Origin of the sequence: Saccharicrinis sp. 156, assembly GCF_050589685.1 — a bacterium.
GTDB lineage: Bacteria > Bacteroidota > Bacteroidia > Bacteroidales > Marinilabiliaceae > Saccharicrinis.
The window spans coordinates 163,622-187,274 of the sequence record NZ_JBNGOS010000005.1; the positions used below are offsets into that span (position 1 = coordinate 163,622).

A 23,653-nucleotide genomic window follows, 5' to 3' on the forward strand; every position below is an offset into this window, starting at 1 on the left:
AGTTGGACTAACTTTTCAAAAAAATATAAATATGGGTAATCCAAAAGGTTTTATTGAGGTAGCACGAAAGGAGAGTGGCTACCGCCCCGTAGCTGAGCGTACTGATGATTATGGTGAAGTGGAACAAACGCTCAACGAACAGGATCGAAAACTGCAGGCATCCAGATGTATGGATTGTGGTATTCCTTTTTGTCACTGGGCTTGTCCTGTAGGAAGCAAAATTCCGGAATGGCAAGATGCCATTTATAAGGGAGATTGGAAACTCGCAAGCGATATATTACATTCAACCAATAGTTTTCCTGAGTTTACGGGACGTATTTGTCCCAATCCATGTGAGAAATCATGTGTGTTAGCTATTCACAAGGAATCGGTAACTATCCGCGAAAACGAAGCTTCGGTAGTTGAAAAAGCATTTGCAGAAGGTTATATTCTGCCTCGTATCCCTAAGGTGCGCACCGGAAAAAAAGTGGCGGTAATTGGTTCGGGACCTGCAGGCTTGTCTACAGCCGATGTGTTAAACCAAATGGGACATACGGTAACTGTATTCGAGAAGGACGAAGCCATTGGTGGCCTGTTACGCTTCGGTATCCCTGACTTTAAGCTGAACAAAAAAATTATTGATCGTCGTCTCGAATTGTTTCAGCAGGAAGGGATCAAGTTTAAAACCAATCAATATGTTGGTTTTGATGTGAAAGGTTCGAAGTTATTGAACGATTTTGATGCGGTAGTACTGGCTATTGGAGCTATGCAACCACGTGATTTACCTGTTGAAGGGCGAGAATTAAAAGGGGTTCATTTTGCGATGGATTTTCTTACACAACAAAATAGGGTAAACCGGGGTGCGAAAGTTGCAGTTAAAGACCGTATTGATGCCAAGGGTAAGAATGTATTGGTGATTGGAGGCGGTGATACAGGTTCCGATTGTGTAGGAACTTCGAACCGCCAAAAGGCCAGGAGTGTAACCCAAATCGAGATTCTGCCTAAACCACCGGAGGAAAGGGCTGCCGGAAATCCATGGCCTTACTGGCCTACAACGCTTAAAACATCCACTTCGCACGAAGAAGGTTGTGAGCGTAAATGGAGCTTGTCAACCAAAAAATTTATCGGTTCAAACGGTAGCCTTAAAAAAGTGGAGCTCGTGGAGGTAGAATGGACCAAGGATGAGAAAGGGTCCTGGAAAATGAACGAAGTGGCCGGATCGGAACAAATCATCGATGTGGACCTGGTATTCCTATCCATGGGGTTTGTGCATGCCATACACAGAGGTGTAGTGGAAGAATTGGCTATTGAAACCGATCAAAGAGGTAACTTGAAAATAAATAACAATTATCAAACAAGCGTTGATAAGGTATTTGCGGCGGGCGATTCGCACAACGGTGCCAGCTTGGTGGTTACAGCCATCCAAAAAGGTAAAGAGGCGGCGGAAAATGTAAATAATTATTTATCTGGTTTAGTTTAGTGGAAACAAAACAATATTAGAATAGCTCTCTTATGGGCAAAAAAAAGGAAGGTCGTGTTGGCCTTCTTTTTTTTTTGCTTAACCCAAACAGGCCAATAGACTTTATCTAAAAATTCCAATTCGAATAACAAAATATATGCAATACTTAATCCCGGATTATGCATAGAACTTTGTTGCAGATGTGTTAGGATCAATAAAACAGGATTTTACTGAAATAAGGCATAGCATCGTTTTGGTGCCATGAAGTGAGGTAACGAAGTGTATTGTTTTGAAGCAATTTCAGTGTGTCACAGATTTTCTAATACATATTGAGGGTTAAATACGGCAATCTACGATTTTCAATCCCGCTAGCAACGGAGATGACTTATGCCCGCTGGCAATTGAATTTTTAAAATTCCTAATGACAGAATTCGGTTTAACATTCATCTATACAAGTTAAAAGAACGAAAATGGGGTTATGTCAACGGAATAGTGTCATATATCAAAACAAAGCAGCCGATTAAAGACAGAGACAGTATATGGAAGTAATCGGTATGCGATAAAACCTGCCAAAAAATAATGAGGTGCTTAACGCGACAAAGATGCCGTAAAAAATGTTGCATAATAACACAGTAATCAGCTATATATAGCTATCGTATTACTTGGGGATTTATTCTAATTTCAATATATTAAAACCCATCAAAAACTTGAATTTTATTTAAGCAACAAAGAATAACTTATGACAATTCCCTAAAAAGGAATTATAAAAAGATTTGTTATCCTTTGTATAAGTTGTTTTATAAAGTTAAGTGAACGTATTATATGAGAGATAAAAACCATATCCAACTTAATAGGTAACAGGAACAAGTGCCAATTCATTAACCAAACCCATAAATAATATCGGTATTAAATAGCAGATATCATGATTGAATTAGATAAAAGCGATCCAGAACTAATTAAAGAGTTACAGGCATTGAAGCGAGAGAATAATGCCTTAAAGGCTTTATATCAAAAAGATATAGCCAAACGCAATAGAATGGAAGAGGCTTTAAGGCAAAGCGAGGCACGATTCCGGTGTTTATTGCAAGATATAGAAAACATATCCGTGCAAGGGTACGGCCCTGATGGCACAACACAATACTGGAATCGAGCATCTGAGAAATTATATGGATACAGTGCCCAAGAGGCGATTGGCAAGAATGTGGTGGATTTAATTATACCGCCCGAATTGAAAGATTTTGTAAATAAGGCGATAAAGGAGATGGCCGTGTCAGGACAACCCATTCCTGCGGCCGAATTGTCACTGTTAAGAAAGGACGGCTCACGTGTATCGGTTTTTTCAAACCACTCTATCATTAATATACCCGGACGGAAACAAGAATTGTTCTGCATCGACATTGACCTTACCAAACTAAAACAGACAGAAAAAGAATTGCTCCAAGCGGAAGAAAACGAAAGGTTAAAATCAGCTTTTCTTGCCAATATGAGTCACGAAATCAGAACCCCAATGAACGGTATTCTTGGCTTTGCTGAAATACTCAGAACGCAGAAGTTGACTGTACATAAACAGCAAGAGTACATCCGTATAATTGAGCAAAGTGGCGTCCGTATGCTAAGTATCATCAACGATATCATTGATATTTCAAAAATTGAGGCTGGACTTATGAAATATGATATCAAAGAAACGAATATCAACGAGCAGTGCGAATATATTTATACTTTTTTTAAACCAGAGGTTGAAGCCAAAAAAATAGAGTTTTCGTTAAAAACCAGTTTGCCGACAATAGATGCCTTCATTACAACCGATAGAGAAAAAATATTTGCCATTCTTACCAACCTCGTTAAAAATGCCATTAAATTTACATCTGCAGGCTCAATAGAATTTGGGTATAAATTGACGGGTTCGCTAAAGCAAATACAATTTTATGTAAAAGATACCGGTATCGGGATCCCCAAAGACTGGTGTCAAGCCATATTTGACCGTTTTATTCAAACTGATATATCCAATAATGTGGCTCGACAAGGCGCAGGTTTAGGATTATCGATTAGCAAAGCCTATGTGGAAATGCTTGGCGGCAAAATTTGGGTAGAAAGTGAAGAAGGCATTGGCTCAATATTTAATTTCACGATACCTTACCACACGAAACCCAACAAAAATAATTGATGGAAAAAAGCACATGGCCATCATCGAAATTCTAAACTTTCGTCACCCTTGGGGGCAGATTGGCCATTTCCGAATAACAAACCTGGGGTTATGAAAAGCAATAGAGGTTAACCTTTAACGATTAACCTCTAATTTCTAGCCTATAATATTGCGGGTTAAATCTCCTATTTACAGAACGCCATATGATCCCAAATGTCATGGTGTGTCCATTCTCCATTTGTAAGTTTCAGATCGGCATGTACATATACTATGTATGCACAATTGGGTAATGCTGCCACACTTCCGCTGTAAGCCACTTCCCCGTGTGCTTCTTCTCCGGCTGTATCGTGCGCTATTGCCGGGAATACGTGCGGGCCACCGGGACCTGACATAGTAACTCTCACATTTCCAAGGTTTGGATTAGCGGCAGTGTATTTAACAGTTAATGAATTTGTTATTTTAACACATCCGCTACCGGTCATTTCTTTAATGTCCAAACAGGCTACACCTCGTTCTGTTGAAGTGCCTGGCAACCACGATCCGCGCTGTGGAACTCCTGAGTATAACAAGTTAAACAGGGCGATCTCTTTGGAAGTGCCCGCAATGGTTTCCGTGGCTGCATTTCCTTCTTCCCGTTTAATCATGCGCAATTTGAAGTAGCGATTCTTTTGCAAAGGTTGTACGCTTGCCGCATTATTGCCCGGAACAAGACCCGCCATATTCACTGTCCCGCTCATTAGTTTCGAAGAAATCAGGTTAATCAGCAACCCGTTCGTATTTACCACAAAGTTACTCAGCTGTGGTACCTTAACCCAAGTGTCAGAAGCATCAAAAAATACCTCCATCTCACCTGGATGAGGGTGTATCGCGTAATCGGTGATTTTTATGGGGTTAAATATGTCGCCGGTAAGTTCTTGTGTGTAACCAATTACCGTATTGGCGATGTCGGGCTTCATAATATCAGTCCATGGGGTTACCACAGCGCCACCCGGAGCATTCCATTCTTCATATTGGAATTTATATTCAAGCGGTTTGCTGTTGATTTTTTTGTTTAAACTGCCCAGTAAACTCAGGTTAGAAAAAAACGCAAGGTCGTTCCATCCTGCGACTGCTTTACCCATGGTTCTGCCTGTAGTAGAGTCAATGTTATTCAGGATATGGTATGCCCTGTTTTGTCCAATCTTGAAAAAACCGGGAATTACGTCAGTTTCAGGAGGATCAAGCGGCCCTTCTTCCAAACACAGATTTACACAGAAACAATTGCCAACGTTTTCCCTATCTTTCATCCTGCCCCTCGATGAGGGCTCCTTGTGAAACTCTCCTGCAGAGGTCGCATATTTGAAATATACATCTGGACCGTTGCCCCATGGGAACAATGGTGTTTCTACATTGATCAATGGTGAAAGGAAAGTTTTTTTAAATTTTTTTGAAGTATAAACAATAATAAATTGTCCGTTTGAGTTGGTGACCGCACTTCCCAGTTCATCATCGCTTATCACATCATCGTCCATTGCAGTTACCGTAACGCCGGGAATGGGAGTGTTGGTTTGGCAAACGGTGAGTTGTCCGAATATAAACCATAAGTCATGTAGAGACAAAATGTAGCACCAGTTTTTAGTGCTGATAATATAATTAAAGGTGGCGTACAAGTTATTGTCGTTGGTTTGTCTCCAGCCGGGCTGGAAAATGTTGAGACGGACACCAAATTCTTTAAAGTTCTTATGAGGCTTCTGGTTGGCTTGGCCATAATCAGGAACATCGGGGTAGTAAAGTATAATTTCAACAGGTCCCCCATCATACTTGAGTTTGTTCCCATCCAGATCGAATGTGTACATGCCATTTTCATCGGTTTTGGTTTCGGCAAGCAAATCATTCGATTTTTCGCTCACCTCAGCTTTGGAGTAAATTTGAAATAATTCCTTGGGAAGCGCATTGGTAGCTGCAACCACTGCATCTTGGTTATTGTAGCGATAAAGTCGTACAATAGTGTTCTTTACCGGAATTCTGTTTTCGCGGCAAAGCAATCCGTAAAGGTTTCCTCTTAAAATAAATCGCATGACTTTTAAATTTTAAGTTAGTAAATGTGAGTTTGTTAAGCTTGTCTGGAGGATCGCTTAAATAATTATACCACTTACAGTTATATTTGTAGGTAGTTATGTCATATATAGTTGAAAAGTAATATGCTTTAGGTCATTCCGTATGACCAAGTTGGGTCGACAAATGATATCTGAATAAATGGATACCATATATGGTAAGTTACGACGTTTGATTCCATCTGTCAACACGGTATTACGTAAACATAATTTACATAGACATAAATAGCTTGTTTCTATGGATGAAATTTGAGTAAGTGATGAACCATTAAAGAAAAGAGCCTAATTCATCATTTAAAGTTTTGCAACTAACTTGCAGACAACATAACATGCCGGTATAGGTAAGGATTGGTATTTCTCTTTGGTTGATGATATATGCAACTTTCATTGATTGGTCAATTATTTTAATACGTACGAAATACAATCATTGACATTCATTCAATTAATCATTATATTCTGCAAATTGTTGAGTTTTAGACTCGTTTTAGGGATGTTCCTTGCTTCTTTCAAGTGGCGAATGTTACGAAACGAAGGAGCCTGACATTTCCTATAAACCCCAGATGATTTAATCTTTAGCAGTTAATGCTTATAACGTGTGCCAACATCATGCGTGTACATTAACGGTTATGTTGCTGACTGTTCATGCAATTTAATGAGATTATAACCAATGAATCATCATTTTGAAACAATAGAGTTCGATGCATACGATGGGGTAAAGTGCAATTTAAAACACCTTATTCATAACAATACCTCCAGAGGTCCGGTGCTTTTGGTGCATGGTGCCGGTGTGCGTGCGGATATTTTTAATCCTCCTATCAAAGATAATCTTGTTACTCAATTGGCGCAGGAGGGCTATGATGTGTGGCTCGAGAATTGGCGAGCGAGTATCGACTTACAGCCGAACCAATGGGATTTGGATCAGGCAGCGCTGAATGATCACCCCGCGGCAGTTCAAAAGATTATGGAATTAACGGGCAGGCAGGAAATGAAGGCCATTATTCATTGTCAGGGAAGCACCAGCTTTATGATATCGGTGGCCCTGGGTCTGGTTCCACAGGTGAAAACCATCATAAGCAATGCCGTTTCACTTCATCCTGTTGTCCCTAAATTTTCCATTTTCAAGATTAATTATTTGCTGCCGTTTATAAAGCTTTTTTACAAATATCTTAACCCTGCCTGGGGACTTCATGCGCCTGATTTTAAATCAAAAATTCTCCGTTTCATGGTTTCTGCCACACATTGGGAAAGAGATACACCGGTGGGCAAGTTTGTGAGCTTTACCTATGGTGCCGGGTTTCCTGCCTTGTGGCGACTTGAGAATCTGGATGAAAAAACGATGGACTGGATTCAGCATGAGTTTGCCGAGGTACCCGTTTCATTTTTTGAACATATTAAAATGTGTATTCACAAAGGCGCACTCATGTCGGTAGATCCGGCTAAAAAGCAAACTACCTACGTGGACGAGCCCATAAAAAGCGACGCAAGGATAATACTCTTTGGGGGAAAGCAAAACCTTTGTTTTTTGCCCGACAGCCAAAGAAATACTTTTAAATATCTGGAAAAAATACATCCCGGATATCACAAGCTGTACATACTTGATAAGTATAGTCATTTGGATGTTTTTTGGGGCAAGGATGCCCCCGCGGAAGTTTTTCCGCTTATGATTGAGGAACTAAATAAAAATTAACTATGGCAGTACCAAAACGAATAAAGCGATACGAAGGGCGATATGCCCTGGTGGACGATATCCCATATAAGTTGCCGGTGAGTGCAAAAAATTCTCCTGCACTGATGGCCGGGTTTTCCTGTGATTGGGAAAAGGCTAATGCCTTGCTGCCCGGAAATGAAATTCATGCCCTAAAGTTGCCCAACGGAAGAGCGGCGCTCCTGATAACTGTAATCAATTATTTGGATACCAGTATCGGTAAGTATATCGAGTACAGCATAGCCATTGGATGCACGCATGGTAAAAAACCAGCTCCGCCCATCCTTAATGCCATGATGATGAAAACCTATGGCACGGGGCAGTATATATTGGACTTACCTGTTAGCTCCGAAATATCGGTAAAAGGTGGCAAAGGAATCTGGGGGATGCCCAAACACAAAGCCAATCTCGATTTTAAGATAGATGACCACATGGTCAGCAGTCAGTACGAAAAGGATGGACACTTTGCCTTTCGCATTGAGATTATCCGTCCCAGGTCATCCTCGTTAAAGCTGAAAGTGGGCACCGTCAATTATTGCCGTTTCAGAAATATGTTGATGGCTTCCTACATTTATTTTAATTCAAAGGCAGGCGTAAACCTATTTGGCAAAGCAAAGGCCAACCTGTTTATTGGCGACCATCCTAAGGTGTCGTTCCTGCGGAATATTGATGTTAATCCTGATCCGTTTTTTACCATGTTTATGCCTCAGGCCAACGGCATACTCGATGATCATTTCGATTGCTGGTTTATGACTTATGATGAACCTCCCAAAAGCATGCCCGAGGGACTCGAAAGCATTTTCCATCTCGGGCTAAGCGAGGATTGGCTAGAACCGCCGTCAATGGATTATAATAATTTCAAGATATAACCGGCAGTGGGTCAATAACTGGGGAGAGCACAACTGTAATTATATAGCACAACGTCTGCTGTATCGACAGTAGGAAGTTAATTATAAGCTGCCTGGGATATCAGTGCTTTCCTATTTTTACGGATGCAACCTTATGATTATTGTGCGTTCAATACATTAAAGTATACATTCCTCCATGGAGGGATTTAATAAGAAAAAATTCTGAGCATTCGTGTTTGGCGACTATTATTTATCAGTCTCTTATCTAATTTCAAGCGTATGAAAAAGTTACTGACATTAAACAAAGTGGTATTATTTGCCTGTGTTTCCATGTATTTTGGGACCGGCTGGTCGTTGGTCTTATTCTCATTTCCTGCTGCACCGGAATTAACCCCGGACAATTACTATATGCAGTTTGTTCCGCAGGTGCAGGCCGCCACCGATTTTTTTACGTACATGACCATGCTGATGATGCTGTGCTGTGCCATATTTATTTTTGGAGAATGGAAAACAAGCCTGAAATGGTATCCCATCATTGTTTTAACATTGGTGATTCTGGCCACACTCCTCACCATCTATTTTATTTTTGAATACAACCAAGAGATGGCAGCAGGAGTTGATGATCCGGTGCGGCTTAAAATAGTTTTAAATCAATGGATGAATCTCAATAGAATTAGGGTAAGCATTTGGACATTACAGTGGGTCACCATGGCGATTTACTTTTTCCGAACAGACATTAAATTAAAACAAGCCCATGAAACAGGCGTGGCCGGTGCAATTATTTAGATCATTCTAAAAGAGCGATAGAAATAAAGCACAGGCAATATGATCAATGAAAATAAATTAAAACACATGCGTAGATATTTAAACCTTGTCGTTATCATAATTTCCATTGCCACCATACTTTCCGGTTTGGTGCAAATGTTATCGCCCCAAACTGTTCTAAACATCATTCAAGGAGAAATTACAGAAGCGTCGTCGCATTTTTTTGCCATTGTTGGCATGTTTATGACCCTGTTTGGCGGCTTGATGATACATGCCATTTATAGCCCGTACCCGCAAAAACCTGCCATTCTGTGGTGTGCTTTGCAAAAACTCGGTGCATTTGTTGCAGTAGGTGTGGGGATTTTAAACGGAATATTTGCACCCATTGCAGCAGGAGTGGCGTTGTTTGATTTATTCTCCGGTCTACTCTTTTTATATTATTTAAAAGAGTTGGAGAATTAGCAACATGAAATTTGCAACCTCCCTGGAATAAGTGATTAAGGTTTGATAAATAACAGGTACATGAAAATATTGAGCTACTCCTTTTATTATCCCTACGTGGTACTCCTGCTTTTTGCGGGATTTTGGGGTGCTTTTATCAATCCTTACTTTGACTTTAACCTTCTGTTTGATCTGGATCCCCAAACTCTTGCAGACTATGGATACATAAATTTATTCAGTCAATATCGTTTTTTACGGGCACTGGAGTTTGGGTTTGGTCTATTCTCCATACTCTATACAAGAATGATATTTACTAAGAAATCATTTAACATTCTGTTCCTTGTGATTATGGGCTCAGGAATTTTGGCAAGAGTAATGTCATGGATAGTAGAAGGGACGCCAAACGGTTTAATGCAGTTTTTTATGTTTCATGAGTTAACCGGTTGGATATTGATTTTTATTTATACGTTTAAAATAAGATATAAAAATGCTGATTAAAAGTAACGCGCAGGAAAACAAAAAGTCACTCATATTGGCTGGTGGAGGTATGCGTTTGGCTTATCAAGCCGGCGTTCTTATCGCGTTGGATGAGCAAGGAGTTTCGTTTAATCATGTGGATGGCACATCAGGGGGGATTTTTAATGCGGGCATGCTGGCGTCAGGACGCAACCCACACGAGATTGCAGAGCGATGGCGTAAGCTGAAGATGAAAAATTTTATGTCGATGCGACCGTTGAAGAATTATTTTAAACCCTTAAATATGATGGGTTATGCCGACGCGGATGGAATCAGAAATAAAATATTCCCTGCCCTGGGTATCAACATTGAAAAAATCAATGGTTTTAACCAAGGCGATATCACCTTTAATGTATGTAACTTCTCTGAAAAAACCATTGAGGCCATTCCAAATAATCAAGCTTGGGAGGATCATTTAGTGGCCGGTGTTTCGCTGCCCATAGTGATGCCGGGAATACAAATTAAAGAACAATGGTACTCTGATGCGGTGTGGATCAAAGATGCCAATTTAATGGAAGCAGTGAACCGGGGTGCAGACGAACTATGGCTGGTCTGGGCTATTGGCAATACGGAAACATACTTGCCTGGAGCACTTAACCAATATGTGCATATGATTGAAATGAGCGCCAATGGCGGTTTGTTGGAAGAGTACGCCAGAATAGATATGATCAATAAACAGATAGAACAAGGTCATTCTGAATCCGGGCAGAAAACGCCCGTAAAGCTTTTTGTTATTAAACCGGAATTCCCGCTACCGCTCGATCCGGATCTGTTTTTTAATAAAATTGATGCCCGTTCGCTGATCAACATGGGCTATGTGGATGCTAAAACCAGTTTGAAGTCTTTACCATCCGATGGACTGCCCATGGATAAGGAAGCTACTAAAATGAAGAATCCGGGAGTTAGGTTGAATATGCGCAATCAATTTCATGGTACCATTTCAAACAATGAAGATGAAAGTAAAGTCAGCTTTTATACATACATGGTCCTGTCCGCTCAAAACGATGGAGACATCCTAAAAATATATTCAAGCGTAAGTTTTGAGGTTTTGGGCAAGGAGGTGCCTTGCTTTAATCATTTGGTAAAAAGCGCAAAAGTAGAAGGTGAAAAATTATTGGAACTTACGTGTTCCTTTGTCCACAAAAATGACAAATACATGTTGACCGCAAGCTGGAAACTGGGTTCGGTTGTTGATTGGCTACTAGGGTTGGAATTTAAGTATGTTGATGTTTCAATTGCAAAAGCAGATGAAAACGAAGATAGAATGGAAGGCAGGTTATATCAGGACATAAAGGAAAGAGCAGATTCCTGGTATAGCACAAATATCCGAAGGCAGGACGGAAAATCGGGAGGTATCGGATTAAAATATCGCATGGGATTAAAACTGATGAACTATGAAATTTGAAAGAAAACCAATGGTGGGGTGGTTTGATGTGGCCCAACTTATGAGTACCGGCGTAAAAGCCGTGGTGTCTGTAGTTTTTGGAAGCTATTCCGACAAAAGGGAGATGCAGGCCTTTGCCAGGCAGGACCAACCCTTTGATTTGTCTGATAAGGAAGAGCTTTGGATCGATTATATTTCCGATTTAGGCGACGGATTCAACCCTACTTATACCATGGCCCACCTGATGGCTCAAGATGAAATACAAGTAAATAATAAGAATTTACCTCGTGGCGATATTCTGGTGATGGGGGGTGACGAAGTTTATCCTACACCCGAAATCCATGAATATAAAAACAGGCTTCAAGGTCCGTACAATGCTGCATTCCCATGGATCGATGAGGAAAAACAGGCCAAAGAATTGAAGCCAAAACTTTTTGTCATCCCCGGCAACCACGATTGGTACGACGGGTTAACCAATTTTATGCGTTTGTTCTGTCAAGGGCGGGCACTGGGCAACTGGCTTACCCAACAAAAAAGAAGCTATTTTGCACTTCAACTACCGCACCGGTACTGGCTATTAGGTATCGATATTCAATTGATGGGCGATATTGACGAACCCCAACTGAGTTACTTTAAAGAGGTGGCCGGAAGGTGTTTTCAATCAGGAGATAAAATAATTCTGTGCACGGCACAACCAACCTGGGTCTATGGCTCTACATCCGGTAAATTTGATGATGAAGAGAGGTTGAACTTCTTTATCGAAAGCCTTCGGAAAGAAGGTGAAAAACAAAACGCCCATTTTCATATCGAAGTTATATTGACCGGGGATTTGCATCACTATTCAAGATATGAGAAAAAGGATGTAGACGGAAAAATATCCCAGTTGATTACAGCTGGTGGTGGCGGGGCGTTTATGCATCCTACCCATTTCTTAAAGGACAAGTTTAGTTTCCCCAATGAATCAAAAGCCGAACTGAAATGTACATTTCCCAATTTTAAACAATCAAAGAATCTTTCATGGCGGAACCTGTTATTCCCTTTCTACAACTGGAGTTTTTGTCTGTTTTTAGCTGCCATTCATATTTTAACTTCGTGGATTATTCAGAGTAACAATGTTAGTTCAACAGGCACTACTTTTATGGAAACCGTAGCTGAGCTTGCATTTTCTATCAGTAATATCGACAATTATTTGAGTATTATATGGAAAACCGTACAGCATAGTCCTTCAGTATTTTTATTAAATGCGGTATTATTCCTTGGAATACTCTTTTTTACTGATGTTTCACTAGGTTTAAAAAAGTGGAACCTACTTCTAGGAGGTTTTTTTCATGCCACAGCGCAAATTACCAATCTTTATTGCTGGATTTGGGTGTTTTCAATATGGAACCTTAATATTCTTCATCTGGATATAAACCAAAGTTACCAGGCTTTATTGTTTGGAGTGGAAATGATGGTTTTAGGTGGATTAAGCGTGGGTATTATCTTTGGCATTTATCTTTCTTTCAGTATTCTTGTCTTAAAGAATCATGCCAATGAGGGATCATCCTCATACCGGCACGAAGGATTCAAAAATTTCCTGAGAATACATCTTGCCAAAGACAAACTCACCATTTATCCAATAGGCCTTAAGAATATTGTTACCAATTGGAAAAATGTAGGTACCGTAGAAAAACCAAAATTCGAGGGTGATGAAATCCAATACAATTTATTAGAAGACAAACCAATAGAAATAAACTTTAGGCCATGAACAGATTATCGAAACCCATCACAGAATTAAAATCGGAATACGAAGTAATAGTAATAGGTTCCGGTTATGGCGGCAGTATAGCTGCTTCAAGAATGTCGCGATTGAACAAAAAAGTATGTCTGCTGGAAAAAGGAAAAGAATTTCTTCCCGGAGAATTTCCGGATAAACTGTTGGAAGCAGGCAAAGAAATGCAGATAAACAAGGGTAAGACAGATATTGGCGACAATAATGGTTTGTACGAGTTTGTCATCGGTAAAGATATCAGCGTATTTAAAGGATGCGGACTTGGAGGTACCTCGCTGGTGAATGCCAACGTTTCTATCGAGGCGGAAGAGCGCGTGTTTGATGATTCCCTGTGGCCCATCGCCATACGAAACAATATGGATACATTGAAGGAAGGCATTGCCGTGGCTTGGGATATGTTAAAGCCTGTTCCTTATCCCGAAGGAAAAAACGGTTATCCTGTTTTGGCCAAAACCGAAGGGATGCGTAAATCGGCAGCAGCTATGCAAGAGAACTTCCGATTACTGGACATCAATGTAAACTTCGAAAACAAAGTAAACCATGTTGGAATAAAACAATGCAAATGCATCAATTGTGGCGATTGCGTTACGGGTTGTAATCATGGGGCAAAGAACACGACAGCCATGAATTACCTGCCGGATGCGGTAAATCATGGAGCACAAATTTTTACAGAAATCGGGGTTTCCCACATCGAACGGAACGAAAACAAATGGCGGGTTTATTGCAATCTGTATAACACAGGACGAGAGAAGTTTGATGCGCCTCCTTTGGTAATTTCAGCTGATAGCGTTTTTGTTTGTGCAGGATCTTTGGGTAGTACCGAAATATTATTTAGGTCAGCCGAAAAAGGGCTGGATGTTTCGGATATGCTGGGCAAGCGTTTTAGCGGTAATGGTGATGTGTTGGGATTCGGATATAATAACGATGTTAAAATTAATGGGATTGGCCTGGGTGAAAAAACGGGCAACAATAAACCTGAGTGTAACGAGGGCGGCGATAAAAAGATTTTCAAGGTTGGCCCATGCATTACCAGTGTCATAGATATACGAAACAAAGAAGAATTGGAAGAAGGCATGACCTTGGAAGAAGGTACCGTTCCTGCACCCATCAAATCCATTATGATTCCGGCACTTACCAGTTTGTCGCGACTTGTCGGGCGAGATACGGACAGGGGATTTACGGACTATATAAAGGAAAAATGGCGTGAGTTTCTTAGTTGGATTGGGGGTGCCTATAGAGGAGCCATTAACCATACGCAAGTTTATCTGGTAATGACGCATGATAGCGGGGATGGGGAAATGGAATTGAAAAACGACCATCTGAAAATCAATTGGAAGGGTGTTGGTAAAGATGAGATATTTAAAAAGGTAAGTAATAAATTAAAAGAAGCGACTAAGGCGCTGGGCGGAAATTATATTAAAAACCCAAGCTGGACCAAGCTGATGAATTACGACCTGGTTACCGTTCATCCGTTAGGGGGGTGCATCATGGGCGATGATGCTTCATCGGGCGTTGTAGATCACAAGGGACAGGTATTTAAGGGGAAATTGGGCAATACCCTGCATCCCGGTCTGTTTGTGATGGATGGGGCAATACTTCCCCGGCCGGTTGGCACTAATCCGTTATTGACGATTAGCGGCATGGCAGAACGAAATTGTAAGTTGATTGCACATGATATGAACAGGCAAATACCTTATGGGTTTGAGATGTTGGAAGTAAAAGCAAATATGCCAATAAAACAAGGCGTTCAATTTACGGAAACTATGAAAGGATACTTCTCTCTGGACGAAAAAGAGGATTATGAAGAGGCTTTCAAACTTGGAAAACAACAAGACTCGACCTTTGAATTTACACTCACAATTCGTTCGGAAGATGTGGAATCCTTTTTGTCGGATCCGGATCACCTGGCAGGAATGCTGGGCACCATGGAAGCACCCAAGCTATCCGCATATCCACTGATGGCCTATCGGGGCGAATTTAACCTGTTCGTAGCAGATCCATCAAGCTCCGAAAAAAAGAAAATGATATATAATGCTATACTAAAAAGTAAAGAAGGTAAAACCTATTATTTTTCTGGTTATAAAGAAATTGAGAATAACGATAGCGTTGATGTGTGGCTTGACACTACCACCTTATTTATCACTATTTATAATGGGAAGGATAATTCCGGAAAAGTCCTAGGTAAGGGAAAGTTGAAAATTGAAATGGCAGATTTTGTAAAACAATTAACCACCATGCGTCCGGTCAACGTAGAAAAAGGAAAATCCGGTATAGGTTCGGTTTCATCGTTCGGGAAATTCTTTGCCGCCAATATCTGGGACACTTTTGTTAAGGGTGGGTTGAAATAAAATAACGAAATAAATACGCAAAGAGGCGGGGCTGTTCAACTAAATGGACAGCTTTTCTTTTTATCTATTTCAGTTTCTTCACCTTCCTACTAATAAATTTCCTGATTTTTTCAGATGACAGTGGCGGCCCTTTGTAAATATTCCTGTCGTCGATAAATAATCCATCCGAAAGACCCCATTCCCGTACAGCTGCCCGGCTATTCATATCGATTTCGCGGAAGATTACCTGATCCCCAAATTCACCGGAGATTTGTTTTGCACGCTCTATCATGCCATTAATTCCGGAGCACCAGCCATTTGACAGTGCTGTAACTACTACCTTGCCCGGGATTGGTTTCGGTTTCTTTTTCGCTCTGATCCATCGGGGAGGAGATGCATTCTCGGTGAACGTTTTCCACAACAACACACTGATGCCTTTTCTGTCTGCCTTTTTGTACCCATGCTTTTTAAACCATCCTGCACGCATAAAAAATGGTAATATTAATCCCCAAACAACCAATCCCTTAGCTTTGAGGTTTTTTACATCTTCTTCCGCTGCACGTAATAACGCCTTGCCCACTCCACGCTTCCTTAAATCTCCACGCCCCCTTTTGTGCCCATGTACCCAGATGCAATAAACAAAATAGAGATTTTCTCCTTCAATCCAGGAATGTTCAATCGGGGCATAGTGAATCATACCGGCGATTATGCCTGCATCATTACGGGCCAGTTTCACCCTCAAACCTTTTTTCGCCATAGTATTGTACCAGCATTCTTTGCGACAAATACCATCTTTCATCTCATCCGACCACTCTTCTAAGCAAGTGAAATAGTCCCCTCTGGTTTTATCTGACAAATCAACGATATCCATAGCTTAACATTTACAATTTTAGAAAGACCAACATTTTTCATCAACTAAATTAGTTGCAGCCATAAGGTATTATCCTTGTTTAATTGTACCCGGGTTCCAAACTTTTCACCTTCCCTGTTTAAGGAGTTACTTAGCCATAATGCATCGGTTCTTGATACCTAACTTAATTTCAGGTGTTTAATCTGCATGGGCTTCATCTGCAAATGAACAATTTTGCCAGTGGGCGGATCTACACGTATAAAATACATTAATGTCAAATCACCTCTGAAATGCTCGTGCCCTCCAATACCTTCATAGTCATTGATGAAATTCACCTTTCATCTTTTTTTTAGTCATACTGTCGTTTAGCGCACATAATACATTGTTTTCGTATAAATACCACCATAGTATAAAGTTAGGCAATTATCCTGATATTCAACTCCTACAGGTTTAATTGTTATGCTAAGAGGATATCAATCTTGCTTGATAAATGCAGAGGTATGTAATTTTTACTTTATTGAAGAAACATGTAACAATCAGTAGTGTAGTTGGATAGAGGATATTTTAAAAAAATATCAAAAAAAATTGCCACTCCGTTAAACCTTTTGTGAGTTTATCTATCCAAGAACACGAAGAACAAAAAAGAGCATGTTCAGGATTAAACAAGCAAGTTGATAAAAAAATTAAAACTGGAAATTATGAAAACAAAAAATTTAATTTTAAGCGGAATGCTAATGGCAGGATTGTTCATGTTTAATGCATGTGATAAGAATGATTCGGCTGTCATGGATTCTGACGATGTAGATACAGACGTGGTTGAACAATCTGTTTCTATCGAAGATTTGGAGGAAAGTATATTTGACGAAATTGATGTTTACCTGTCGCAAGAAAGTGAATTGGCCGCGGTAAGCGAACTTAAAAGTGCCCTGGAGGATGATGAGCCTCAAGGTTGTCCTACGGTTTATGTTGACCGCCCCGAGGATGCCAGATACCCTAAAGTAGTAACTTTTGACTTTGGGGAAGAGAATTGCGAAGACCGTTTCGGCAGAATGAAAAGAGGGAAAGTAATTGTTACCGTTACCAATCGCCACTGGGTAGAAGGTGCGACCAGAACAGTTGAGTTTGAAGACTTTTATGTGAATGATAATGGAATTAGTGGTTCTAAAGTGTACACTAACGAAGGAAAAAACGACGACGATAAATGGTATTTCTCTACCGTTATAAACATCACTATCGAAACTACCGAAGGAATTACCTGGACCAGGACTGTGGACAGAACAAGAACTATGATAGCCGGCGATGATACCAGAAACGTATGGGACGATGCATTTTTGATTACCGGAGGTTCTTCCGGTACAAGTTCGGAAGGTTATTCCGTTACCCGCGAAATTACTGTTCCGGTTTACCGCGAAAGAGTGTGTCGTTTTCCGCTTTCGGGTAACGTAGAGATTGTTAGGGTTAAAGATGATGTTTCTAAAACAGTTTGGTTAGATTACGGAAGCAGCGACACATGCGATAACAAAGCAACGGTAACCGACGAGGATGGAAATGTAAAAGAAATTTCATTAGGTGGTAGATTTAATAAAAAATAAAACCAGCTCAAACAATTAATGCAGCATGGTTTTATGCCGAAAGATTTCTGAAGCAGTAAAATGAGGCTAGCGAAATGTTGCGGTATGTTAGAAACAAATCGATATCAATTAGTACAGGTGTTGGTTATTAAAGAGGATGTTCTTTTGGTACATCCTCTTTTTTTTATAAAAATGTGCTATAACAAATAGCACCAATGGTAAAGTATATAAGCATTCCGATGATATCGTTCAATGTGGTTACGAAAGGGCCCGTAGCAACGGCAGGATCTATATTCATTTTTTTCATCAGTAAAGGAATAAATGTTCCAAAAAGTGATGCTGACACAATAACCGAAAACATGGCAATTGAAACCGTGTAGGTCAATGCTGTTTCTGCGCCCATTACAATGTTAAATAGCAGTATTAAACCTGAAAGAACGCCGGCGTTGATCAATGCAATCGAGATTTCTTTTAACAGTTTTATCCAGGTTGATTCCAGACTTATGTGACCTGACGCGATTGACTGCACAATAATTGCCGACGATTGCATTCCGGTATTTCCTCCCATAGCCGCAATGACTACCGTAAAAAAGGATAAGGCGGGGAAAGTTTGTATAAGACCTTCGTAGCGGCCAATGACCAATGATGAAAATATACCGCCAAGCAATCCAATAACAAGCCAGGGCATTCTTGCTCTGGTATGTACCCAAACACTATCGGACGTTTCCACGTCATCGGTAATACCGGAGGCAAGTTGGTAATCTTTCTCGGCTTCTTCCCTGATAAAATCCACCACATCATCAATGGTGATTCTTCCTACTAAACGTCCAATGCCATCAACCACCGGAAGAGCAACCAAATCGTATTTTTCCATGATGGAACTTACCTCTTCCCCCGATACATCGGTTTTGACCGAGATTAAATCATCGTTATAAATATCTTTTACCGTTTTGTTGACCGGACTGAGTAGCAGCCTCTTTAAGGATAGTGTTCCTTTCAAAATACCATCGTTATCCACCACGTACACATAATAAACCTCGTCAACCTCTTCGCCCTGGCGGCGCATGCTCCGCAAACAGGTTGTTATGTTCCACGATTCTTTTACCTTGATAAATTCCTTGGCCATTAAACCGCCGGCCGTATTTTCGTCATAGTTTAGTAAGTCAACAATGTCGCCTGCCGATTTAACGTCATCCATATGTGACAAAACCTCTTGCTGTCGGTCATCGTCCATCTCACCTAAAACGTCGGCGGCATCATCCGAATCCATTTTGTCGATAAAGCGCTTTGCAATGACTTCACTAGGCAAGGAGTCTAAGAAACGTTTACGTTCGTCCTCCTCTAGCTCGGTGATTACGTCTGCAGCAGTTTCGTCGTCCGCAAGCAAATACAAATATTTGGCCTCTTCAAGGTCAAGTTCCCTGTAAAGATCAGCAATATCAGCAGGGTGCAGTTCGCTTAGGTTTTCCAGGATTTTCTTTTCTTCCTTAATTTCTATTTTATCCCTTATTCCGTCTACGTATTCTCGGGTTAACTTGAACTTAGCCATGAGTTATATGGTGTTAATTGGAATTTTATTGCTGTTGTAGGTTGGCTTGAATAAACTTAGTGAGTTCTACAAATTCCTGAACTCCCAATTGTTCAGGGCGTTTGCTGAAGATTTCCATTTCCGGCACTTTCTCCCTATTGAATTGAATGGACTTTAGTGAATTGCTCAAGGTCTTTCTGCGCTGATTAAATCCGGTTTTTACAACCCTGAAAAACAACTTTTCGTCGCAATCCAATTTTTGGGTTTGGTTACGAACCAAACGTATGACGCCGGATTTTACCTTAGGCGGAGGATCAAACACATGTTCCGGTACGGTAAATAAATACTCAACCGTATAATAGGCCTGTAAAAAAACACTTAATATCCCATAAGTCCTGCTTCCCGGAGGGGCTGCTAGTCTTTCAGCAACTTCTTTCTGCAGCATCCCCACAACTTCAGGTATCTGCTCCTTGAAGTCTAACACCTTAAAAAATATTTGACTTGAAATATTGTAAGGAAAATTGCCGATTATACTCAATGGTTCCGAGGTAATTTCTTTCAGGTCCATTTTTAAGAAATCCCCCGCAATAATTTTGTCACGTAATTCCGGGTAATTTTTTTCAAGAAACGACACGGATTCCGAGTCCACCTCTACCACTTTTAGGTTAATTCCCTGTTGGGGGATGAGGTGTTTCGTTAATACACCCATTCCAGGCCCAATCTCCAATACATTGGTTCGGTGATTGATCAGGCTGTCGGCAATTTTTTTGGCGATGCTCTCGTCAGTCAAAAAATGCTGACCAAGGTGCTTTTTTGCTTTGACCTTTTTCATCTGTTTGTATTTATTATCAGCCAAGTATCTTTTATTTAATTTGTTAGTTTAAACCATAAACTAATGCTAAAAGGTTTTGGTCAAACAAATAATCTTTTATAAAATTGCACTCGTAAAATCTGCGGCAAAGGTAAAATTTTAAATCTATTTATCCTTAATATTACTGAAAGGGTCGGTTATAATTATAGCGCATTGAAGAAATTATTACTTAATACTCTTAAATTCCTTATTTATTTATCAATTGGGGGGTTTTTGATGTGGTTTGTTTATCGTAATTACGATATGCATGAAATTCGGGCAACGCTCAAAAAGGGAATTAATTATTGGTGGCTGTTGTTATCGATGGTGGTTGGATTGGCAAGCCATTTTAGCCGAACAATCAGGTGGCAAATGTTAATTGAGCCTGTTGAAAAGAAGACCCGGATCACCAACACCTTTTTCGCTGTAATGATTGGGTATTTTGCCAATCTGTTAATTCCGCGGATGGGCGAAATTTCAAGGTGTGGAGTCCTAAGTCGTTACGAAAAGGTTTCGGTATCGAGATTGATTGGCACGGTGGTGGTAGAGCGCCTTATGGACGTAATAATGCTATTCGTTTGCTTGTTACTGGTTTTGTCCTTACAGTTTAGCGTGGTTACCGAGTTTCTTTTTAAGAATACGGATTTTAGCAAGTTCTCGGACATTTTTACTTCCATATGGACCTTTGTAGGTATTCTGGCAATGGTTTTGGTTTTGCGGTTTTTTAAGAAATGGTTTTCGCAAACATCGCCATATTTTAAATTAAAAGCACTATGGGCCAAGTTTGCCGAAGGATTTTTGGCAGTCAGGGATATTAAAAATAAGTGGTTGTTTATAATACATACCATTTTTATTTGGGCCATGTATTTTTTAATGATCTATGTATGTTTTTTCGCCTTCGAATTTACATCGCATCTTACCCCATTGGCCGGACTAGCTGCTTTTGTACTGGGTAGTTTGGGTATGGTGGCACCTGTTCAGGGAGGAATGGGGCCGTGGCACTTTATGGTTATTGCCACGCTGCAAATGTATGGTATATCGGAGAATCAGGGTGCTGCATTTGCCCTTATTGTATGGAGTTCGATAAACGCCATGATTGTTGTCCTTGGTATTGTTTCTATGTTTATTCTTCCTCTTATCAACCGCAATGTTATTAAATGAGCAATCAGCTCGAAAAGGGAAAGTGGCTGGGAGCTATTATTGTTATAGCTAGTTTTATTTATGTATTCTATCGATTGCTTCAATATGGCGAGGATCTTTCTGTGCCGGAAATTACCGAGTCGGCCTATAATTCGTTGCCAATATTAGCCATAGCGCAATTGTTCTTGCTGTGTTTGAACATTTTCTTCGAAACTAAAAAATGGCAATGGTTACTAAGGTCATTGCTAACGCTTCAGTTCAGGCAATCCATAAATATGGTTTTGGCAGGATTTGCGTCCGGTATATTCACTCCGGCCAAAATTGGCGAACCTGTCGGTCGTATAATGCATTTGTCTAAAAAATGGTGGGCTAAGGCTACAGTACTAAATTATATTGGCGGTATTATTCAAAATATAATCATATTTGTTATAGGTGCTTTATGTTTTGCTTTTAGCTGGGAGCATTTTTCAATAAATCTTTCGCTAAGATCAGGAATGTACATTTTGTTTTTGGGTGTAATTGTATCCGTGATGTTTGTTGTAACATTAAAAAGACAATGGTTGAAACAAGCGTTAAAGCGATTCTTTTATCAAAAAAGAATAAAGCGACCCGTTGAGGAACTATTGTCAATGACCATAAGTAATCTTACTTTGATATTTGGATATAGCTTTTTGCGATATTTGATCTATAATTTCCAGTTGTTGCTATTGTTATGGTATTTGGGATATAGTATAACCTTGGAGTCACTGCTGATGATTCCTGTTTATTTTATGCTGATCACCGTAGCACCCTCATTTTTTATTGCAGATTTAGGAGTCAGGGGTTCTGTTGCTTTGTTTGTATTCTCGGATTTTGGATTGTCCGATGTTTATATTGTGTTGATAGTAACGACATTATGGCTTTTAAATCAAGCTGTTCCAGCCTTGGTTGGGTGTACGCTAATACTGTTCGGTAAAGAAGTAAAAGTCAAGTATTGAGATAGTTAGTGGAAGCATGGACGGATTCGGTTCTTGCAACTCATTTTATGGCTTTTCTTTGAAGACCTGTTTTACAGGGACTAAAGTTTTGCAGTAAATTATCTTTAATTCTTAAAAACTCATTATCTTTAGTTCGATTTTTCCTTGTATTAACCTTGAAAACCGATAAAAAACCATAATGGAAAAATATATTCTAGAATTAATTTCAGAAAATAATAGAGTTATCATCCCAAACTTTGGAGCATTCATTGTTTCAAAAGAGCATGGGGCAAGTATATTATTTAATAACTTTTTAAGTTTCAATGATGGCTTATTGGTGAATTACATAGCCGAAAAAAAAGGTATTGATGCGATCACTGCTACCGATCAGGTGTTTGAATACGTGGACATACTGAAAAAACAGCTGGATGAGACAGGTACGTACAATATTAATAAGCTAGGATCCTTTAAAAAGGACGACAACGGAATTTTGCGCTTTCAGCAGGCTGAGGACTTTGCCGATATGTTGAACAAGGAATCGGTACCTAAAGATGAAAAGGCGACAGAAAATACGGAAGCGGAAGTAAAAGAAGAGTCGGCTGAAGAACCGGAAAAAAAGGTTTTTGTATTGGATGTTGATAAACCGGAAAATAAAAGTAAGGAAGAATTTCTTGATAACAAGAAAGAGGGAGTTAAAGAAACATGGGATAAACCTAATCAGGAAAAAAAGGTAATAGTACCGCCTGCGGTTACAGCTCCGATAAGTGAGAAAACGGAAGAAAAAAAAGTACAACTAAAAAAGCCTGAACCGGTTAGTGAAAACAAAAAGGGAAACGGCAATAAAGGGCTGGTATTGTTTCTAATAGTTGCAGCAATTATAATAATTGGATTGGGTGCTTTTTTCTTGTTGATCAAGAAGCCAAAAACCGAAAAACCGAAAGTTGTAAAAAAGGAAATTGTAAAACCGGTACCTGTAAAGCCGGTTGTTAAGGATACGGTAACGGTTAAACCCCCGGTGAAGAAAGTTCCAGAGGTTGAAAAAACTATAACTTCTGGTGTACCGCCCATGAAGGGACAAATACACATTATCGTTGGAGGTTTTTCGGAAGTCACTAATGCCAAAAACATGGTGGATAAGCTTAAAGGACAAGGTTACACCAAGGCCCAAGTGATTACAAAAGGCAAAATGTTTTTGGTGAGTATTGATTCGAACATTTCTTATTCGAAAGTCGAAGCCAGGCAACAGGAGATCCTTGAGCAAAAGATTGAAAGCTGGCTATATACTATCAAGTAATTGAAATTCTCAATATATTTTCCCGGATCCATT

Annotated in this window: 19 protein-coding genes; 14 read left to right on the forward strand and 5 right to left on the reverse strand. The window is 40.0% G+C overall.

Going from position 1 to position 23,653, the window contains the following annotated elements:
* Positions 1-31: 31 nt before the first annotated feature.
* Entirely contained in the window at positions 32-1,459 is a 1,428-nt protein-coding gene (locus ACRD64_RS04370) for a glutamate synthase subunit beta (RefSeq protein WP_430931993.1), read from the forward strand.
* Positions 1,460-2,360: 901 nt separating this feature from the next.
* Entirely contained in the window at positions 2,361-3,602 is a 1,242-nt protein-coding gene (locus tag ACRD64_RS04375; protein WP_430931994.1) for a PAS domain-containing sensor histidine kinase, read from the forward strand.
* Between the two features lie 164 nt (positions 3,603-3,766).
* Here the strand turns inward: ACRD64_RS04375 and ACRD64_RS04380 are convergent, their stop codons facing one another.
* Positions 3,767-5,638, reverse strand: coding sequence for a hypothetical protein (locus ACRD64_RS04380; protein ID WP_430931995.1), 1,872 nt, complete (start codon positions 5,636-5,638; stop codon positions 3,767-3,769).
* A 703-nt stretch (positions 5,639-6,341) separates the two neighbouring features.
* Here ACRD64_RS04380 and ACRD64_RS04385 point away from each other — a divergent pair.
* The 8 genes from ACRD64_RS04385 (at position 6,342) to ACRD64_RS04420 (ending at position 15,452) form a co-directional block, all read left to right on the forward strand.
* A complete protein-coding gene (locus ACRD64_RS04385; protein ID WP_430931996.1) occupies positions 6,342-7,361 on the forward strand; it encodes a hypothetical protein in 1,020 nt (339 codons plus the stop codon).
* A 2-nt stretch (positions 7,362-7,363) separates the two neighbouring features.
* Complete coding sequence (locus ACRD64_RS04390; RefSeq protein ID WP_430931997.1) at positions 7,364-8,248, forward strand: acetoacetate decarboxylase family protein; 885 nt, start codon at positions 7,364-7,366, stop codon at positions 8,246-8,248.
* 258 nt (positions 8,249-8,506) lie between these two features.
* Positions 8,507-9,013 (forward strand): hypothetical protein, encoded by a 507-nt coding sequence (locus ACRD64_RS04395; protein ID WP_430931999.1) that lies wholly within the window; start codon positions 8,507-8,509, stop codon positions 9,011-9,013.
* A gap of 66 nt (positions 9,014-9,079) precedes the next feature.
* Entirely contained in the window at positions 9,080-9,454 is a 375-nt protein-coding gene (locus ACRD64_RS04400; RefSeq protein WP_430932001.1) for a hypothetical protein, read from the forward strand.
* Between the two features lie 60 nt (positions 9,455-9,514).
* Positions 9,515-9,931, forward strand: a complete 417-nt coding sequence (locus tag ACRD64_RS04405; RefSeq protein WP_430932003.1) for a DUF4345 family protein — start codon at positions 9,515-9,517, stop codon at positions 9,929-9,931.
* Positions 9,921-11,354 (forward strand): patatin-like phospholipase family protein, encoded by a 1,434-nt coding sequence (locus ACRD64_RS04410; RefSeq protein WP_430932004.1) that lies wholly within the window; start codon positions 9,921-9,923, stop codon positions 11,352-11,354. The genes ACRD64_RS04405 and ACRD64_RS04410 overlap by 11 nt, the downstream gene beginning before the upstream one ends.
* Complete coding sequence (locus ACRD64_RS04415; RefSeq protein WP_430932005.1) at positions 11,344-13,080, forward strand: metallophosphoesterase family protein; 1,737 nt, start codon at positions 11,344-11,346, stop codon at positions 13,078-13,080. The genes ACRD64_RS04410 and ACRD64_RS04415 overlap by 11 nt, the downstream gene beginning before the upstream one ends.
* On the forward strand, positions 13,077-15,452 hold the full coding sequence (locus ACRD64_RS04420; RefSeq protein ID WP_430932006.1) for a GMC family oxidoreductase N-terminal domain-containing protein: 2,376 nt from the start codon (positions 13,077-13,079) through the stop codon (positions 15,450-15,452). The genes ACRD64_RS04415 and ACRD64_RS04420 overlap by 4 nt, the downstream gene beginning before the upstream one ends.
* Positions 15,453-15,516: 64 nt before the next feature.
* Here ACRD64_RS04420 and ACRD64_RS04425 read toward each other — a convergent pair whose 3' ends face one another.
* Entirely contained in the window at positions 15,517-16,302 is a 786-nt protein-coding gene (locus ACRD64_RS04425) for a GNAT family N-acetyltransferase (protein WP_430932007.1), read from the reverse strand.
* Positions 16,303-16,460: 158 nt separating this feature from the next.
* The gene (locus ACRD64_RS04430) at positions 16,461-16,616 is read right to left on the reverse strand and encodes a hypothetical protein (protein ID WP_430932008.1); all 156 of its coding nucleotides are present in this window, start codon (positions 16,614-16,616) and stop codon (positions 16,461-16,463) included.
* Positions 16,617-16,979: 363 nt separating this feature from the next.
* Between ACRD64_RS04430 and ACRD64_RS04435 the strand changes: the two genes are divergently transcribed.
* Positions 16,980-17,873 (forward strand): hypothetical protein, encoded by an 894-nt coding sequence (locus ACRD64_RS04435; RefSeq protein ID WP_430932009.1) that lies wholly within the window; start codon positions 16,980-16,982, stop codon positions 17,871-17,873.
* 163 nt (positions 17,874-18,036) lie between these two features.
* Here ACRD64_RS04435 and mgtE read toward each other — a convergent pair whose 3' ends face one another.
* Both mgtE and rsmA read right to left on the reverse strand, forming a co-directional pair.
* Complete coding sequence (mgtE, locus tag ACRD64_RS04440) at positions 18,037-19,401, reverse strand: magnesium transporter (RefSeq protein WP_430932010.1); 1,365 nt, start codon at positions 19,399-19,401, stop codon at positions 18,037-18,039.
* Positions 19,402-19,426: 25 nt separating this feature from the next.
* Positions 19,427-20,212: a 16S rRNA (adenine(1518)-N(6)/adenine(1519)-N(6))-dimethyltransferase RsmA gene (gene rsmA / locus ACRD64_RS04445; protein ID WP_430932011.1), complete on the reverse strand. Its 786-nt coding sequence runs from the start codon at positions 20,210-20,212 to the stop codon at positions 19,427-19,429.
* A 192-nt stretch (positions 20,213-20,404) separates the two neighbouring features.
* Here rsmA and ACRD64_RS04450 point away from each other — a divergent pair, with 192 nt between their 5' ends.
* From ACRD64_RS04450 to ACRD64_RS04460, 3 genes are all read left to right on the forward strand, one after another.
* Positions 20,405-21,391, forward strand: a complete 987-nt coding sequence (locus ACRD64_RS04450; RefSeq protein ID WP_430932012.1) for a lysylphosphatidylglycerol synthase transmembrane domain-containing protein — start codon at positions 20,405-20,407, stop codon at positions 21,389-21,391.
* Entirely contained in the window at positions 21,388-22,347 is a 960-nt protein-coding gene (locus ACRD64_RS04455; protein ID WP_430932013.1) for a lysylphosphatidylglycerol synthase domain-containing protein, read from the forward strand. Before ACRD64_RS04450 ends, ACRD64_RS04455 begins: the two co-directional genes overlap by 4 nt.
* A 178-nt stretch (positions 22,348-22,525) precedes the next feature.
* On the forward strand, positions 22,526-23,620 hold the full coding sequence (locus tag ACRD64_RS04460) for an SPOR domain-containing protein (RefSeq protein ID WP_430932014.1): 1,095 nt from the start codon (positions 22,526-22,528) through the stop codon (positions 23,618-23,620).
* The last annotated feature ends 33 nt before the right edge of the window (positions 23,621-23,653 follow it).